Source organism: Fischerella major NIES-592 (assembly GCF_001904645.1).
Taxonomy (GTDB): Bacteria; Cyanobacteriota; Cyanobacteriia; order Cyanobacteriales; family Nostocaceae; genus Fischerella; species Fischerella thermalis.
Map to the genome: position 1 here is coordinate 330,867 of NZ_MRCA01000004.1, position 16,124 is coordinate 346,990.

A 16,124-nucleotide genomic window follows, 5' to 3' on the forward strand; every position below is an offset into this window, starting at 1 on the left:
AACTTCACGTTTTTGTTAAAGTTTCTATGATAGCTAACTGTCAAAGTGATGTAAAATTTATTGATTTCTTGCAGAATGAGCTTGAACTTTCGAGTGGAGATATTGCTGTAGCTCTGCGAAAACGTGAATTAGAAAATGGACCATTACCAATGCTGCTTTGGCAATATGGTTTAGTTGATATAGAGCAGTTGGAGCGGATTTTTGATTGGTTGGAAGAGCAAGCTTAAGAGAATCAAATTAATTATTACAAATTCAAAAGAAGTAAATACTTCTTTTAGTTTTTAGATTTGAAATTTTCATTACTGAGGATAACGCCATGATTGCCACTTTAATTGCTGGATTTAGTTTATTGATTGTATCAGGAATAGCAAAGACTTATATCAGTTATATGCTATTCACTGAAATCCCTAATCATCCTGAAGAAAAGAATACTTAATTTATACCAATTCCTGGTTTGATGTCATACAGAATGCAAAATTATAGTTGGGTAAGAATGATGATAGAAGATGAAGGCTAAAGAATGAAAGACAAAGGATGAAAATTCAAAGCTAAAGGCTAAAGGATGAAGAATGAAAACAAAAATTTAGATTTTATAGTTCATACTTCATCCTTCACCTTTCATCCTTCACACTTCATTAGAGGTATTTTGATAATGAATAAAGTTCTCATTAATGACACGACTCTGCGTGACGGCGAACAAGCGGCAGGTGTTGCCTTTAATTTACAAGAAAAAGTAGCGATCGCCAAATTTCTTGATGCTATCGGTGTTCACGAAATCGAAGTCGGGATTCCGGCGATGGGCGAATCAGAAATGCGAGCGATCGCAGCAATTTCTGAGTTGGGTTTGTCTGCTAAACTGCTAGGTTGGAATCGGGCTGTGATTTCAGACATTCAGGCCTCTATGGCCTGTGGTTTGACAAGAATGCACATTTCCATCCCCGTCTCTGGAATTCAAATCGCCGCTAAATTTCATGGTCAGTGGCGCATAACTTTGCAACAACTCAAAGATAGTATCAGCTTTGCTGTCGATCAAGGTCTTTGGGTTGCAGTTGGAGGAGAAGATTCTTCTCGTGCTGATGAAAACTTCCTCTTTGATGTTGCCCATTATGCCCAAGAATGGGGTGCATCAAGATTTCGTTTCTGCGATACAGTCGGAGTTCTTGACCCCTTCAGCACCTATACAAAAGTGAATCGCCTGGTTGCAGCTTTGCTGATCCCTGTGGAAATCCACACGCACAATGATTTCGGTTTAGCGACTGCAAATGCCCTTGCTGGTATCAAAGCTGGAGCTTTATCAGTAAATACCACAGTCAATGGATTAGGCGAAAGAGCCGGAAACGCAGCTCTAGAAGAAGTTGTGATGGCTCTCAAACGCATTCATGGTATTGATGTCGGTATTGAAACACCACGTTTATTAGAACTATCCCGCCTAGTAGCAGCAGCGTCTGGTTGTAGTGTCCCGCCTTGGAAAGCAATTGTTGGTGAAAATACCTTTGCTCATGAATCTGGTATTCATGCTCACGGCGTACTGCAAAATCCTACCACCTACGAACCATTTGCACCCGAAGAAGTCGGTTGGGAACGGCGTTTAGTAGTGGGTAAGCATTCTGGTAGACATTTACTATCTAATGTGCTACAGCAATACGGCATTATTCTCAATACAGAAGAAACCCAATCTGTATTAGATGCAGTCCGACAACAGTCTATTCAGAAAAAACGCAGTCTCACCACTCAAGAAGTTTTGCATTTAGTTTACGAACAGAGGGTTTCCCATGCAATCAGATGATGAAGTCGAACTATACGATCCGCCTGCTTTTGACATCGGTGATAAAGTCCGACTCCGTAAACAAATCAAAAATGATGGGACTTTTCCTGGTCAAGAAATCGGGACTATTCTCGGTAAAAAAGGAGATATTGGTTACGTTGTGAGTATAGGCTCATTTTTACAAAGATCCTATATTTATGCAGTACATTTTCTTCAGACTGGATTTATTGTTGGTTGCCGCAAAAAAGAACTGGAACTAGTAGAAAAATCCAAAGATTTAGAATAGGAAAGTAGAACTATGAAAGTCATGCTACGTAGAAATAACGCTGGTAATTTAGTTGTTTACGTTGCCAAAAAAGATCTCGAAGAAGAAGTAGTAAAAGAAACAGAAGGCTCTGAGGGTAAAATTTTTACTTTGGCGAATGGCTGGGAATTAGCCTTTCCTAACCTACCAGATCCATTGGTATTACCCCAAACTTTTGAGGCAAAACGTCTCGCTTAAAAAAATTAGAGTTGTTTGTTGTTTGTTCCTTGTTGTTTGAAATCAGTAATTTTTATTTGTGAACAATCAACAATCATCTACCAACAATCAACAATCAACCACCAACAAATTGATAAAATGGGCGGCAAATACTTAACAATATCAGAATTTCATCTAGAAGGACAATTCCTTGGTTTTTTGGGTGATTCATCACGAGAATATAAATATTTGCGTTTAGCGATCGCATCTGGGGAAGTACAACTAAAACTTCCGAAACAATTGCGTGCATACCTAGGTGCAAACTTGCAACCCGGCGAACTTTTACAGGTATTTGGTCTGAGCAAGCTAAATACCCACACTGGTAAAATCAAATTTAAAGTTTATGGAGTGAAACCATTGGGGGTTTGTCCCAATCAAAAAAATCCTCAAAAAACTAAAGCCAAAATCTTAGTATGTCAAAAATCTGGTTGTCGCAAACGGGGTGGTAAAGGTTTATTGTCAGAATTAGAAAAGATTTTATGTGAGCGTGGATTGCAAGATAAAGTAACTATTGAGCAAACAGGCTGTTTAAAATGTTGTAACAGCGCACCCAACTGTGTTTTGCAGCTTGGTCAAAAAGAATTTAAAAAAGTGCATCCAGAAGCGATCGCATCTTTGTTAGAAAATCATTTAATATCAAGTCTGGATTAATTGTCCTATTCCCAAATAACCAGTAGGGTGGTTTACGACTTTAGCCGTAACCCACCACAAGTTTTAAGTTTGCACCGCCAGGACATTTGCCAGTGATTCAAGCGATCGCAACTTTTCCCTATCCTCTATCGATAGATTTCGGTAGTCACTCGACCATCTTCCTCTACTTGATGAGGTGGACGACGACGTAGAGTGCGCGATCGCGTAAACTCCCAATCACTATATATAAGATTGGCACTATAAACAAACTCAGGAACGTAGCAACTAGCATCCCACCAAACACCGCAGTACCGAGAGATTGACGGGCTAAAGCACCAGCACCTGTGGCAATTGCTAAGGGGAAAATCCCCAACAGTGTGGAGAGTGCTGTCATCAAAATCGGTCGCAAACGTTCCTGTGCAGCTTGGACTGCGGCTTTGGTAATTGGCATACCTTGCTCATGTAGTTGGTTGGCAAACTCCACAATCAAAATGGCGTTCTTACTTGCCAAACCAATCAACATCACCAAACCAACTTGGCAAAAGATGTCATTGTCTAGACCCCGCAGTGATTGTGCTGACAGCGCCCCAAAAATTGCAAGGGGAACCGATAGCAAAATAATCAACGGGTCAACATAGTTTTCGTATTGAGCAGCTAATACCAAGAAAACAAAGACGAGTCCCAAACCAAAAATTATCGGTGCTTGACCACCGGATGTTTTTTCTTCTAGGGCTATCCCCGACCATTCGTAACCAAAACTCGTTGGTAAAACTTGTTGGGCAACATTCTCCATTGCTTGGATTGCTTGACCGGAACTTTTACCTGGAGCCGCGGAACCGTTGATTTCAATTGAGCGGAACAAGTTGTAATGATTGATTGTTTGCGCTCCAGTAGTAGGAGTGAGTTTGACCAGATCACTCAAGGGAATCATTTGATCGTTGGCAGAGCGGACGTATAATTTCCCGATATCCTCCGGGTTGGAGCGAAACTGAGCATCTGCTTGGACGTATACTCGGTAAGTCCGTCGTTCAAAATTAAAGTCGTTGACGTAGCGCGAACCCAGGTAATTCTGGAGAGTATTAAATACTTCATCAATGTCTACCTGTAGGGCTTTAGCACGATTACGATCTACTTCAATTAAGATTTGTGGTGTATTCGCAGCAAAAGTAGTATACACAGGCTTTTGCAAGTCTGGTTCCTGGTTTGCCCGCTCTAGTAACTGACCCATGACTTCCAGCATGGTTGCTAAGTCATTGTTACCTGCTCTGTCTTGTAGCTGAAATTGGAAACCGCTAAAACTACCTAAACCTCGAATTGTAGGAGGGTTCACAGGTAACACTCTGGCTTCAGTGATTCCTGATAGTTTACCCATTAAACTACCAATGATTTGCTGCGCTGACTGACTGCGCTCATGCCAAGGTTTGAGGGTTGTAAAAATTACACCATTATTAGCAGTGCTACCACTAAAACTAAATCCACCAACAGCAAAAGTACCTGTGACTTCCGGCAATTTCAGAATTTCTTCTTCTGCTTGTCGCATCACTTTGCTGGTGTAGTTTAGGGAAACTCCTTCTGGCCCTTGCACAATTGTAATAAAGTAACCTTGGTCTTCGTCAGGAAGAAATGATGTTGGCACTGAGGTATACAACCAAGCTGTCAATCCCAAAGAGAGAATAAATAGTCCGATGACAATTGCTTTGATCCTAACTAGGCGGTTAAGTGACCACTGGTACCCTCTTCGCATCGAGTCTTGGAAGGAGTTAAACTTACCAAACACCCAGCCCAAAATACCACGCTGTCTGGGTCTGCGGCGCAGTAGCAAGGCAGATAGAGAAGGTGTGAGGGTAATGGCGAGAAAAGTAGAGATGGCGATCGAAAAGGCGATAGTTAAAGCAAATTGTTTATATATCTGTCCAGTCGCTCCTGGGAAAAAGGCGACGGGGACAAATACAGCCATCAGCACCAATGAGGTAGCAATAACTGCCCCAAACAGTTCCTGCATAGCCGCAGAAGCTGCTTGACGTGGTGTCATACCTTCTTGCTGAATCAAACGCGAAATATCTTCGACGACAACGATCGCATCATCAACGACCATCCCTGTTGCTAGGGTCAGACCGAACAAGGTTAAGGTGTTGATGGAAAAATTGAAGGCTTTAACGAAGGCAAATGTACCAATTAATGCGAGGGGAATGGTGATAATGGGAATTAAGGTGGTGCGCCAATCCTGCAAGAAAACAAAGATTACTAGGATGACAAGAGCGATCGCCATTAATAAAGTCAACAGCACTTCTGAGAGTGAGGCTTCCACAAAACTAGTTGTATCAAATGCAACTTGATACTCCATGCCTGGTGGAAATTTTTCGGCTAGTACTGCCATTTCGGCTTTGACTGCTTTGGCAACGTCCAGCACGTTACTTCCTGGAGTGGTAAATATCCCAATTCCCACACCCTCTTGCCCTCGAAATCGCAGGAAAGTACTGTAATTTTCTGCTCCTAGTTCTGCCCGCCCTACATCTTTGAGCTTAATGAGTGATCCATCTTGACTGGTTTTAATTACTATATCTTCAAATTCAGATGCATCAGTTAATCTACTGATAGCCCGCAAGTCAATTTGATACATCTGCTCTTGGGGCGATGGTTGCTGACCAATTTGTCCAGCACCCACTTGCAGGTTTTGTTCATTCAGGGCATCAATCACATCTTGAGCAGTGAGTTTGCGGCTTGCAAGCCGATTTGGGTCAAGCCACAAACGCATCGCGTAGCGGCGTTCACCAAAAATTCTTGCCTCACTCACACCCTTGATTCTTTTTAGGGCATCTGATATGTAGAGGTCGGCGTAGTTGCTTAAAAATACAGTATCGTACTCTCCTTTCTGACTGTATAAACCGATCGCTAACAGAATGTTATTAGATTGCTTACTAACGGTGACTCCAGTTTGCGTAACTGGTTCGGGCAGTTGTGGTTCAGCTAACGATACACGATTTTGTACATCAACGGCAGCAATATCTGCATCCCGTGATGGGTCAAATGTGACTGTAATCGTACTAGTACCACTGTTACTGCTACTAGAAGTCATGTATCTCATGCCTTCGACACCGTTAATCTGCCGTTCTAAGATTGTCGTAACGGTGTTTTCTACTACTTCCGCACTAGCACCAACATAGTTAGCAGTAACTTGGATTTGAGTCGGACTAATTTCTGGATACTGCTCTGTAGGTAGAGTAGGAATGCTAATAGCCCCTATTATCAGAATGATGATAGCGCAGACACTGGTAAAAACAGGTCGCCTGATAAAGAAGTCAACAAACATAGGATCGGGGATTGGGGATTGGGGACAAGGAAGACACGGAGGACAAGGGAGACAGGGGAGAAAACAAACAACTAACCACTAACTACTGTACAGACGTGCCATGGCACGTCTCTACAACAACCAACAACCAACAATCAACAAATAACCACTAACCAATTCTTATTGAGATTCTGGTGTTATAGGAACTCCGTCTCTAAGATTGAGTAGTCCTGAAACAATAATTCTTTCTCCTGGTTGTAATCCTTCCAATACTTGATAGTTATTACCCTTAATATTGCCTAATTCGACACGCTTTTGTTTAGCTACTAGTTGAGTTTTACCTTCGGGTGATTTTTGTGTTTGCTCTACAAAAACAAAGTTTTGTCCAGCTATACGAGCTACTGCTGTGGTAGGAATAACTACTCCTGAACGTTGGCTAAATATGACTCTGGCTCGAACATATTCATCGGCTCTGAGTAGATTTTTTTCATTGTCATATAGTGCTTTTATCTGGATCATGCGATTTTCATTATTCGCTTTAGGAGAGATGAAAAATACGCGACTAGTACCAATAGTCTGACCTTGTGCATCTAAAAGTTCTACTAGAGTTCCATTACGCAATTGAGATGCACGTTCAATTGGTACAGATATGTTTATTTCTAATGGTTGATTTTGAGTAATAGTAGCTAGTTGTGTGGAAGTATTTACAAAATCACCTACTTTTACGGGGATATTACCGACTGTACCAGCGAAGGGGGCTGTGACTCTGTAGTACTGGAGTTGGACTTTTTGTTGTATAGTATTAGCTAACGCTTGCTGTAAAGATTTTTCGGCTTCAGCTACTGCGGCTTGTTGCGCTTTAATTTTAGATTCGTTAGCGTTGAAGGCGGCTTTGGCGACAGCAAGTTGATTTGCATACTGTTCTTTGGTTAGTTGAGATACTGCTCCTTCACTCGCAAGACTGGCATAGCGATTGTACTCCTGTTGCCTCAATTGAACATCCGCAAGAAAAGATTGCCTATCTGCTTCTAAGGATCTGAGGGTAGCTTTAGCGTTTTCCACTTGCGATCGCGCCGCCTGTGCAGCAGCGTTGACACTGCTAACTGCTGCTTGCTGCTCTCTGGCGTCTACTTGAAGAATGGGGTCTCCATTTTTAACTGGATCTCCAGCTCTGACAAATATTTGAGTAACTTGACCTTGAATTCTTGGTTGCAAAGCTACTGAGCGGCGCGATTCGATAGTGGCAATATATTCTGTACTATCTTCTATTGTGCCTGATTTGACGGTAGATACCTTAACTGGTATTGCTGGAGGCTGAGCATTAATATTTGCAGGCATTTGATTTTGTGAAGTAAACACACGCCAAACAGCAATTCCTCCTCCTGTCAATGCTAGCAGGGTCAACAATAACCAAAGCCACCGCCGTTGTCTGCGAGGTGGCTGTTTTTCTGTCTGTGGAGGATAATTTTCAATCTCGGTATGAGGCTGCGGAGGTGTCATGATTAGCAGAGACTATAAACAAATCAACTATGTGTAAAACAGAAATGAAGTTACTGATTTTTTTCGATGAATTATGCAACGATCCATCAATAATATACTCTTTTATACTTTTAATTTAATCTACCTAAAGGTAAATAATCATACTTAACTTTAAAAATAAAATATCTACTTGTCTTTCCTATTCTTGCGAAAAATGTTCTGATCTTGCTATTATTTCAATGGATTATACTTAGCAATTAAAACTAAAAGCCTTGCCAAGGATACGGTGGAATCAGAGGCTTTGGAAGAATCAGAAGATTTAGAGGAATAATATCATGTCCGACTAATTGCTTATGATATGAAGCTTGGACGTTGAACATTTGGCATGGTGAAAAAATAACTAATGATCACCAATTACCCATTACCCATTACCGACCTCGACGGATAATATAAGTCCTCAAGCGGACATGATATCATGATATAAAGCAGTTTTTGTCAATGCGATCGCAAAATTGATATTACTCTGTCTCATAGGGTAAGTCCGTTCTAACGGACTCTAATGTTGTTACAGTCAGATAAATCTGACTTAGGCTATTAGCCAATAAATTTATTTATTGGCGGGATGAAAAGTTGATGCAATATCTAATTATCACTTACCAACAAATGTAAAGGTATTCACGACTTGATCAAATGCCTTTTTGTAGATAGCGTCATTATTGCCGTAGTTAGTTTTAGCAAATGTAATGACGATCATATTAGAACTTCTTGGAATGGAAAAAATAATGTTTTCATTTTCGTATAAACCGCTAGATTGGAAAGCGATCGCATTTTTACCTGCAATTTTTGTATTTTTAAAATCTCGAGTTATGCCAAACTGATTGCTTTGTTGTACCCATTTCTGTAATGGTAATTTTTGAGGATTTTTATATACTCTCACGCTGACATTAGCTGGGTATTCTGTTCCGCCTTCGTATGCACCAGAGCGAATTTTTTTGGCGTGCTGCTGAGTCCAAATATCGATTGTAGTTAGGAGATTATCCTTACTGGAGGGTTTATTTGTTTTATCATCCACCACAAAATATTTGGGAGAATAGCTAAATTGAAAACCATAGCGATCGCTCCTGTAACTAGCTTGCTTTTGGGAAACCAGATTTGCAGCAGGAATAGGATTTTCTGAGGAGGTGACTTTTGGTAGAGATTGAGGTTGACAGGCGATCGTTGTTGTTACTATCAAACCCAACGCCGCTGGATTTAAAACCCATTTTTTCAGGCGCTGATACTGAGCTATCATTTTGAACCTTTCAACTTAAATTGATAAATATATTGCTTAAATAGATTCAAGCTTTTTAATGCCAGTTCCGTAAATTTAATTTTGTTTATGCTTGGTTGTCCGTGGTAAATACTTCTACAACTGCCTCAGAATTCATTCTGAGGCTAATAGCTCAAGCAGACTGATATCAAATCGGTAGCATCTGAATGATAAAAAACCCGGCTTCTGACTTTCGTCGTTACTGATTATTCATATCTTTGCTCAACAATACCAACCAGGGACTGTAAATCAAATTTTTCGTCTTCACCACTCAAGCAAATTCCCGCACTCATCACAGTTAAATCCGTTTTGGATATGGCGCTAGTGTGACGTTCACCGTCAGCAGTTGTCCACTCGACAACCCAATGATCTTGGCGATCAACAAACTCGTGTAGTTCTCCCCCGCCCATTTGCAAAGCTTGCTGTAAAAGCTTTTCATCCCGTCTTTGTTGCTGTAAAGCAGCAAATTCCTTGGCTTGTTGAGCAACAATCTCGTATACTGTCCGCATTTCTGGGGTGAGCCTCCGAAAGTGGAGTTTTTCTGGTGGTGTAACTTGTTTGAGTTGTTCTCGCAGTTTTTCAGTAATTAACGGATCAGCACGGCGATCGCATTCATCAAACCACCAAGCAGCGCCATCGGTGCGGGCAATGATTGTCTCGAATTTAGCTCCCTCTGTAACTAAATTTACAGCTATTGGCTGGCAATATCCGCAGCGTTGGCGCATGTTTGCTTCATTAACTGGGTATGCTAACCAAGTTTGCGATCGCAACGGGTAGGCAAGTCGCAAACGCAGTGGTTTGAGAAGTTGCAGATATTCGGCAATTTGGGGAAAACTAGGTTCTTCGACTACCGCCGCGATCTTCTCATCTGCTGGCTGAAAAATGCCCCAACCTTCAAAATTACGGGGTTTGGGGGTAAATGTATAAACTATTCCTGCTACTTTAGTTCGTACCTTGCCACCACGTACACACGGGGCAATAAACTGGGTGGCAGATAAGTTGTTTTCTTGCGCTGCGAGTTGGTTAATTAGCTTGCGGATGTCGGTCATCTTTGAGGAGAAGAAAGACGGAAGGGGAAGTGTGGGAAGTGTGGGGATGTGCAGAACCATTGACCTAATTACGTGCTTCTTCGTAGAGGTCAAAGTCGTTAATTTGTGCTTCCTGGCATTGATAATTATTTGCTAATAATTGCATTGCTTGAGTTTTGGCATCATCAGCAGACACACCCAATGTCATAATTTCTTCATCTTGATTACCTGTTATTTTCTCAATTACAACAACACAAACATATTGCGGTTCATTTAATCCCCACCAGGGGCCGGTGAGTTCCCCATCCTCCCCAAACTAGGACTCTTCAAACAAACGATCACCTTTATGCAACCTATCTGCCATCTGATAAGTTTGTCCTTGCGATCGCATTGTTGGTGCATGGGCTGCTAAATATCGTGTTGCTGCAATTAAGACGTGAATCCCTGCTTTGGTGTGGCGCAGCAAACTATACTGACGAAAAGCCGCTTCTATTTCTTGAATCACATGGAAACTGCGGTCTTCACGCAATAACATTTTACCGAGTACGCCTAACAGTCGCTCAGGATTGCCACCACTGTATAGGTAACGGGCAACTAATGCACCTGCTGCATTCACTTGTTGCTGCCGATCCAGTAATCTTGGTAGTTCATCCAGCAATTTTTCTGGGTTGTCTACAGTTTCCTTTGGTTCTGGCAGACGTGCTGGTGGTACATTCAAAAAACGGTTGAGATACAGACTCATGGCTGCGTCGAATACACCCCGCAGCAAAGATTGGGAAGCTACTCGCCGCAACCCTTGATGCACTGCATTGGCAAAGGTAAATGTATGATGGGCTGTATCCCAATCACCAAAGTCATTGTTGGTGTGGAAGTGGGCAATTCGCAACGCCGCCGCATAGGCAACAGCACCCGCTAATTCTGCTTCAGTACAACCTGTTCGCAGGGCTTCTACAAGAGAATCTGCGATCGCTTGGGCATTTTCACCTAAAAGTACTGTTACCAATTCTTCACGATTCGACCAAGTTCCCTGTTTACCCCGCCCTAACTCCAATGCTGCTGGGATTTCTGCAAAAGCACGATCTAAAATTGCGACTAAATCCACTGGGTAACGCCAGGAATTGGACTCTTCCATACGTTCAGCACTAGCATACTCAGCAACTAAGCTAGCCAGGACTGATTCTGCATTTTGCCAATCTGTGGCGTCAAGAGCTTCCAAAGCTTTATTGGTAAAATCAAGCACATGACCGACATCAATATAGCGGTGGTCAGTGGCAGCAGTAAATAACATCTCGGCGATTTGCTGTTGGTCTGCACCTCCACGCACCGCCGACACTAAACATCTTTCTGCACCTTCTGCATCGCGTACTTCAATAAACTGGCGGAACCATCTTTTTAATGTATCTATGTCTGGTGTAGATGTAGGTAGGGGGTGAACTCCAAAGTGGGGTGGTTGACCTGCACAGTCACGCGCCACAGCAGATAAACCATGATAAAGGGCGCGGGGTCGGTCTTCTGGGTCGAGGTACGGTAACAGGTTCATCAGACAGGTGTGCATTGTTAAACCTGCTCCCCAACCTGCATTACGGTAACGTACGCCAAAGTCAAGTCCAATCCGAAATGGTTCTGCTGGTTCGATTCCTGCATCCAGTAAGGCAATTACTGATTTGGCAATTACTAAAGAGATACCTTGTTCTAAACCATCTTGGAGGCGCTGGCGTTGGTGAGTCTGGGGGTCTGCATGGGGTGCTAAATCTACCCACACCTGATCATCACGAATCTTTACAGGAAAAACACGTACATCATCAGCCCAAGCGTCAAATGTGCCGCCGCTAGCCAGATCAAAACGGGCATGATGCCAGTGACAAGTCAAAATACAGTCTTTGACTGTACCTTGGTGTAGAGGAAAGCCCATGTGGGGGCAACGGTTATCTATGGCGTAAATTTTGTCACTGTGATTCCAGAGTGCGATCGCTTGCCCTTGGGCATAAACTACCAGACACCCAGCAGCTTTGACATCAGCAACCTGAGCAACGCATACATAATGTTCAATATTCGTTGTTGCTTCCAAAGCTTGAGTCATATGCACCTCCTCCCAGGAAGATGGCAAGTTCTTTCTTTTACTGTAGCTATTCTCTTGCCTAAAGGTGGAAGTGGTTTTTGATTTTGGGGCGATCGCCTAGTAGAGCTACCGAAAAGGATTGCATGGTAGCCTACTTTCGGCTGTTATTCTGTTTGCTCGTTTATGCTTTGCTGTATTTATCGATTACCTTGGCTAAATCTGGTACTGCATCCTCCACGTGTTGCTTAGCTGAACCGCGAAGCTTTTCATAAGTTCCTCGGACGATTTGACGTTTGACGTTTTGAACTTTAGCATCAGTGACACTCAGTAGTGCGTCTGCTGTACGAGAGCGGCTTGCAACCAGATGTTCTACTGGATCACCTTTGTCTATGCCTTCGCTCCAAATGGGATCAAGTGCTTCAAAGCACTCTGGCAAAAGCATTTCGACGACATAAGGAATGTACCCTGGCTTGACTCCTTTCAGGGCGGCGAAGGCTGTTTTCAAGGCCATACCACCTATACCTGACTTGGAAGCAAGCTGCGCTTCTATGACGTTGCAGCAATCATCCACAACCATAGCCTTTTTGTCCGGGTTCGACAGTGCGTCGCTAAGTTTCATGTTACTCCTCACTTAATGTCAAACTACTTGATTTTCATTCCACTCATTTCCTTAGCGAGCAGGAAAGTATAAAAAATGATATCTGAAATGCAGGATTTTCATAGATTTTAGTTATGTATGCCTGGGCAAGCAAACTTTGACTGAAAATCTTGAATTTGGTCTGGGGGTGTACCGGGCGATCGCATGATTACTTAATTGGGAATTGGTAAAAACTTGTTCTCATTTTTCCAATTACCAATTACCAGAGGACAACCCCGCTATTAAATATTGGGCCAATCCCCCATCATTTTATTCGGGGGTGTCCCCTCAATTATTAACAGAAATTATCTATTCTGATATCCCGCCAAATATCAGAAGCTTGCCATCCTGAATTACCAACAGATCGGACTACAGGATAATCACGTACTGGAATATAACTAGGAGCTTGATATCCTAGATGCAGCACTTCCTTGGTTTCAAGATTTTCTTGGGCAATATCAAGAGGATCACTGGAAAAATCTTGTTGTTCTGGTTCTTCTGTGTTCTCTACTTCTTTGAGAATAGGCTTTTTAATTACTTTGATTAGTTGTATATCCATTTGGTTTTTTCAGGTTTATTTAGGTTGGCAAAAGAACTAGACTCTGAACATTAACTTCAAAGCAGACTAATAAGGGCTTTCTGTGAATCTTCAGCAGAAACAGCAAAAAGCTTTACATCATAGTCTGGTGTTGAACAGTTTCCATCAGTCAAACTAGGATACAATAAATTCCTCAAGAATACGAATTTTTCTTGAGAAGTTTATGAGTTTAATAATTACCACCGTTTTCATATGAATCGGTACAGTAAACAATCCAGCTTCAAGCACACTCATGTCAGCATGTCCATTTTTGTAATAGTCGAAGTTCCCACTCTCGTATTATTCCGCCGGGAATTGAAGTTGATTAATTCTCACAAGGGTAAAGTTTAGTAAAGCTGCTGTTTGTATCTCAGTGATTAACAAAATTTTGAGCTATTGGCAAATTATCCGGTGTAACATGCGATCGCTTTGAAGAAACTGAAACGGTGTATCTAGTTAAAATAAAACATGGAATTGAGCAATTATAGGTCAGTAGACTTTAGCTATTAGCCTTGGAATTTATTCCAAGGCGATATTTGATTAATGCCAGATCTACCATGAAATGATAAAGGTGGGATGATTATTTTTAGGAAGCTTACCACGAGAGTTCAGGGCGAAACTCATGTTTTGAATAGTCAGGCTTATATACTAACTAATTAAAGATTTTGACCGATGTCGGACACAAGCGACTGGCAACATCAGTTGAGTCAGAAGTATTGGCAACCATCACCACATCAGACTATCTGTAGCGACTGTGCTTTTCATGTCGAGGTCGAAGGAGTGATAGAGTGCATTCATCCTGACGAATCGGAAATTAATTGTTCTACGGTTCTGTTCTACAATTCATTTCAAAGCATACAGGAAGTTGAAAGCCCTGTGTGTGTTTTGATGATGAAGAGTAAGTGTGCGATCGCCACTTAAATATAGGACTCATATTTGATTTTTGAAAAAAACTCAGTATACCTAAGTTATTTTTTCTGTTACCTGTTGCAAGAGTGCCTATTCCCTGTCCTCACGAGTTGTTTATGAATCCAATTGGATTCCTATATCAAATTCACCAATAGTTCTATAAAAAAGAACTTGCAGTATGGTAACTACATTTACACAAGCTAGTATAAAATTTTAATCTTAATTTTTATAAAAACAATCTAGTAATTTATACTTAAAAATGAAGTGGATGATTCAGAATAATGATTCATGATACGTCATGCTTCCACAACTCTTAATAAATATTAGAGATAAATTAATAATTGACAATTCTCCAACAAAGCGATCGCTTCTTTTTTTCTCTCTAAGAATTGCAGAATTTTAGACAATATATAAAATCAGAAAATTGAGGGTTTTAAAAATTTTTGCAGATATATAAAATCTGAATATAGCTGTTTGCTGTTGGGTCTGATACAGGGAAAAAGCGAACACAAAATCACACAGACGCACACCGATAAAGTTGTACTTCATCTAAACTAGAAGCGCTATCAAATATGGTAGAGGTTATCACCATGCTTTTGAGAAAATCTCATGCTGATTTGTCCACCCATAACCTAATACTTTGTAAACTTATCTAGTATAAAGGCAAAAAATTCTGCTATAGTCAGTAATTTGATTGTTGAGTAAAACTGTTGCAGATGAAGAATCACACCATTTATCAAACGCCTATAGACAAACTACTGACTTTGGGTGATTGCCATAAAATCACAAACGAGTATAACTATATTGCAGAATTAGGTCTGGATACAGAACATATTCCCGGTTTAATCAGCATGGCAATCGATCAAAACTTGAATAGTGCAGATTCTGCAAGTTTAGAGGCTTGGGGAGCAATCCACGCCTGTCGTGCGTTAGGACAATTACGCGCAGAAGCAGCAATAGAACCACTAATGCAGCTATTCCACAAACTGGAAGATAGTGATTGGGTAAACGAAGAAATGCCTAAAATTTATGGCATGTTTGGTGAAGTTGCTATCCCCAGATTACAAGCTTATTTAGCTGATGAATCCCACGGTATTTTTCCACGCATTACTGCTATCCATAGTTTAGAAGAAATTTGCAAACAGCATCCAAACACACGTCAAAAATGTATTGCTGCACTGACTCAACAATTAAAGTCATTTGCTCAAAATCCTCACGAACTAAATGGTTTTATTGTTGCTTCACTAATTGAGTTGCAAGCAGTAGAATCAGCAGCAGTCATTAAAAGTGCTTTTTTAGCGCAAAGTGTGCCTGATGAAATAACAGGTACTTGGGATAATGTATGTGACAGTTTGGGCATTAATTCCGATAAAATAGCACTATTTACGGATATCAACTTAGATGAAGTATCCCAGTTAGGGGATATTTCCACTGATGAGATGACGCAAACACAAGAAATTGCTGATAGCAAAGAAACACAACTTCAGGATGTCATTACTGATGAGGTGACGCAATTAGAAGATGTTTCTCAAACACAAGAGATATCTTTTGAGAAAAAACAACCTGATCAAATTACTACTGACGAATTAGAAAATTTGGCTATAACTTCAGATGATCTTCAGTTAATTGAAGATGTGACAATGGATGTGGAACAACTACACAAAGTAGAAACTAAAACTGATGAACAGAAGCAATCTAGTGATATAGATAATCGCGAAACAGAAGCAACTCAGTTAAAGTCTGAAGTTGACAATCAAACAGTTACTGCATCTGTTAAGCAGCCATTAAGTAAAGGTTTCGGTGGTTTTGCAACTTCACAAGGTAAAGCTAAAACTAATAAAAAAAAGAAGCGATAAGATTTTAACTGGGAGCAGCATCATTCTCATTACATGAAAGTACCATTCATATCCAGTAGAACAACC

The 16,124-nt window shown here is 41.1% G+C and carries 14 protein-coding genes and 1 pseudogene; 7 read left to right on the top strand and 8 right to left on the bottom strand.

All coding sequences use genetic code 11. The features are described from left to right. Nucleotides 1–26: 26 nt before the first annotated feature. From NIES592_RS10560 to NIES592_RS10580, 5 genes are all read left to right on the top strand, one after another. Nucleotides 27–227, top strand: coding sequence for a DUF2949 domain-containing protein (locus tag NIES592_RS10560; RefSeq protein ID WP_009456966.1), 201 nt, complete (start codon nt 27–29; stop codon nt 225–227). A 425-nt stretch (nt 228–652) separates the two neighbouring features. After that, entirely contained in the window at nt 653–1,786 is a 1,134-nt protein-coding gene (gene nifV / locus NIES592_RS10565; RefSeq protein ID WP_062248132.1) for a homocitrate synthase, read from the top strand. Next, nucleotides 1,773–2,051, top strand: coding sequence for a nitrogen fixation protein NifZ (locus NIES592_RS10570; protein ID WP_009456969.1), 279 nt, complete (start codon nt 1,773–1,775; stop codon nt 2,049–2,051). The genes nifV and NIES592_RS10570 overlap by 14 nt, the downstream gene beginning before the upstream one ends. Nucleotides 2,052–2,063: 12 nt before the next feature. Beyond that, nucleotides 2,064–2,267: a putative nitrogen fixation protein NifT gene (gene nifT / locus NIES592_RS10575; protein WP_009456970.1), complete on the top strand. Its 204-nt coding sequence runs from the start codon at nt 2,064–2,066 to the stop codon at nt 2,265–2,267. Nucleotides 2,268–2,384: 117 nt separating this feature from the next. Further along, nucleotides 2,385–2,936 carry a (2Fe-2S) ferredoxin domain-containing protein gene (locus tag NIES592_RS10580; RefSeq protein ID WP_062250695.1) on the top strand — a complete coding sequence of 184 codons (552 nt, stop codon included), beginning with the start codon at nt 2,385–2,387 and terminating at the stop codon, nt 2,934–2,936. Between the two features lie 125 nt (nt 2,937–3,061). Here NIES592_RS10580 and NIES592_RS10585 read toward each other — a convergent pair. The 8 genes and pseudogenes from NIES592_RS10585 to NIES592_RS10615 form a co-directional block, all read right to left on the bottom strand. Further along, a pseudogene (locus tag NIES592_RS10585) lies at nt 3,062–6,225 on the bottom strand (efflux RND transporter permease subunit). A 159-nt stretch (nt 6,226–6,384) separates the two neighbouring features. Then, entirely contained in the window at nt 6,385–7,704 is a 1,320-nt protein-coding gene (locus tag NIES592_RS10590) for an efflux RND transporter periplasmic adaptor subunit (protein ID WP_073555712.1), read from the bottom strand. 628 nt (nt 7,705–8,332) lie between these two features. Further along, on the bottom strand, nt 8,333–8,974 hold the full coding sequence (locus tag NIES592_RS10595) for a hypothetical protein (RefSeq protein ID WP_062248128.1): 642 nt from the start codon (nt 8,972–8,974) through the stop codon (nt 8,333–8,335). A gap of 224 nt (nt 8,975–9,198) precedes the next feature. Next, nucleotides 9,199–10,041 (bottom strand): hypothetical protein, encoded by an 843-nt coding sequence (locus NIES592_RS10600; RefSeq protein WP_073555713.1) that lies wholly within the window; start codon nt 10,039–10,041, stop codon nt 9,199–9,201. Nucleotides 10,042–10,105: 64 nt separating this feature from the next. Continuing rightward, the gene (locus NIES592_RS25850; RefSeq protein WP_256678110.1) at nt 10,106–10,228 is read right to left on the bottom strand and encodes a hypothetical protein; all 123 of its coding nucleotides are present in this window, start codon (nt 10,226–10,228) and stop codon (nt 10,106–10,108) included. 108 nt (nt 10,229–10,336) lie between these two features. Further along, nucleotides 10,337–12,100: a Rieske (2Fe-2S) protein gene (locus tag NIES592_RS10605; protein WP_073555714.1), complete on the bottom strand. Its 1,764-nt coding sequence runs from the start codon at nt 12,098–12,100 to the stop codon at nt 10,337–10,339. Between the two features lie 160 nt (nt 12,101–12,260). Next, entirely contained in the window at nt 12,261–12,698 is a 438-nt protein-coding gene (locus NIES592_RS10610; RefSeq protein ID WP_073555715.1) for a DUF6918 family protein, read from the bottom strand. Between the two features lie 313 nt (nt 12,699–13,011). Next, nucleotides 13,012–13,275 (bottom strand): hypothetical protein, encoded by a 264-nt coding sequence (locus NIES592_RS10615; protein ID WP_062248121.1) that lies wholly within the window; start codon nt 13,273–13,275, stop codon nt 13,012–13,014. Between the two features lie 690 nt (nt 13,276–13,965). On the opposite strand from NIES592_RS10615, the gene NIES592_RS10620 reads away from it, so the two are divergent. Beyond that, nucleotides 13,966–14,214 carry a hypothetical protein gene (locus NIES592_RS10620; protein ID WP_071846757.1) on the top strand — a complete coding sequence of 83 codons (249 nt, stop codon included), beginning with the start codon at nt 13,966–13,968 and terminating at the stop codon, nt 14,212–14,214. Nucleotides 14,215–14,918: 704 nt separating this feature from the next. After that, on the top strand, nt 14,919–16,058 hold the full coding sequence (locus NIES592_RS10625; RefSeq protein WP_073555716.1) for a HEAT repeat domain-containing protein: 1,140 nt from the start codon (nt 14,919–14,921) through the stop codon (nt 16,056–16,058). Nucleotides 16,059–16,124: the final 66 nt, after the last annotated feature.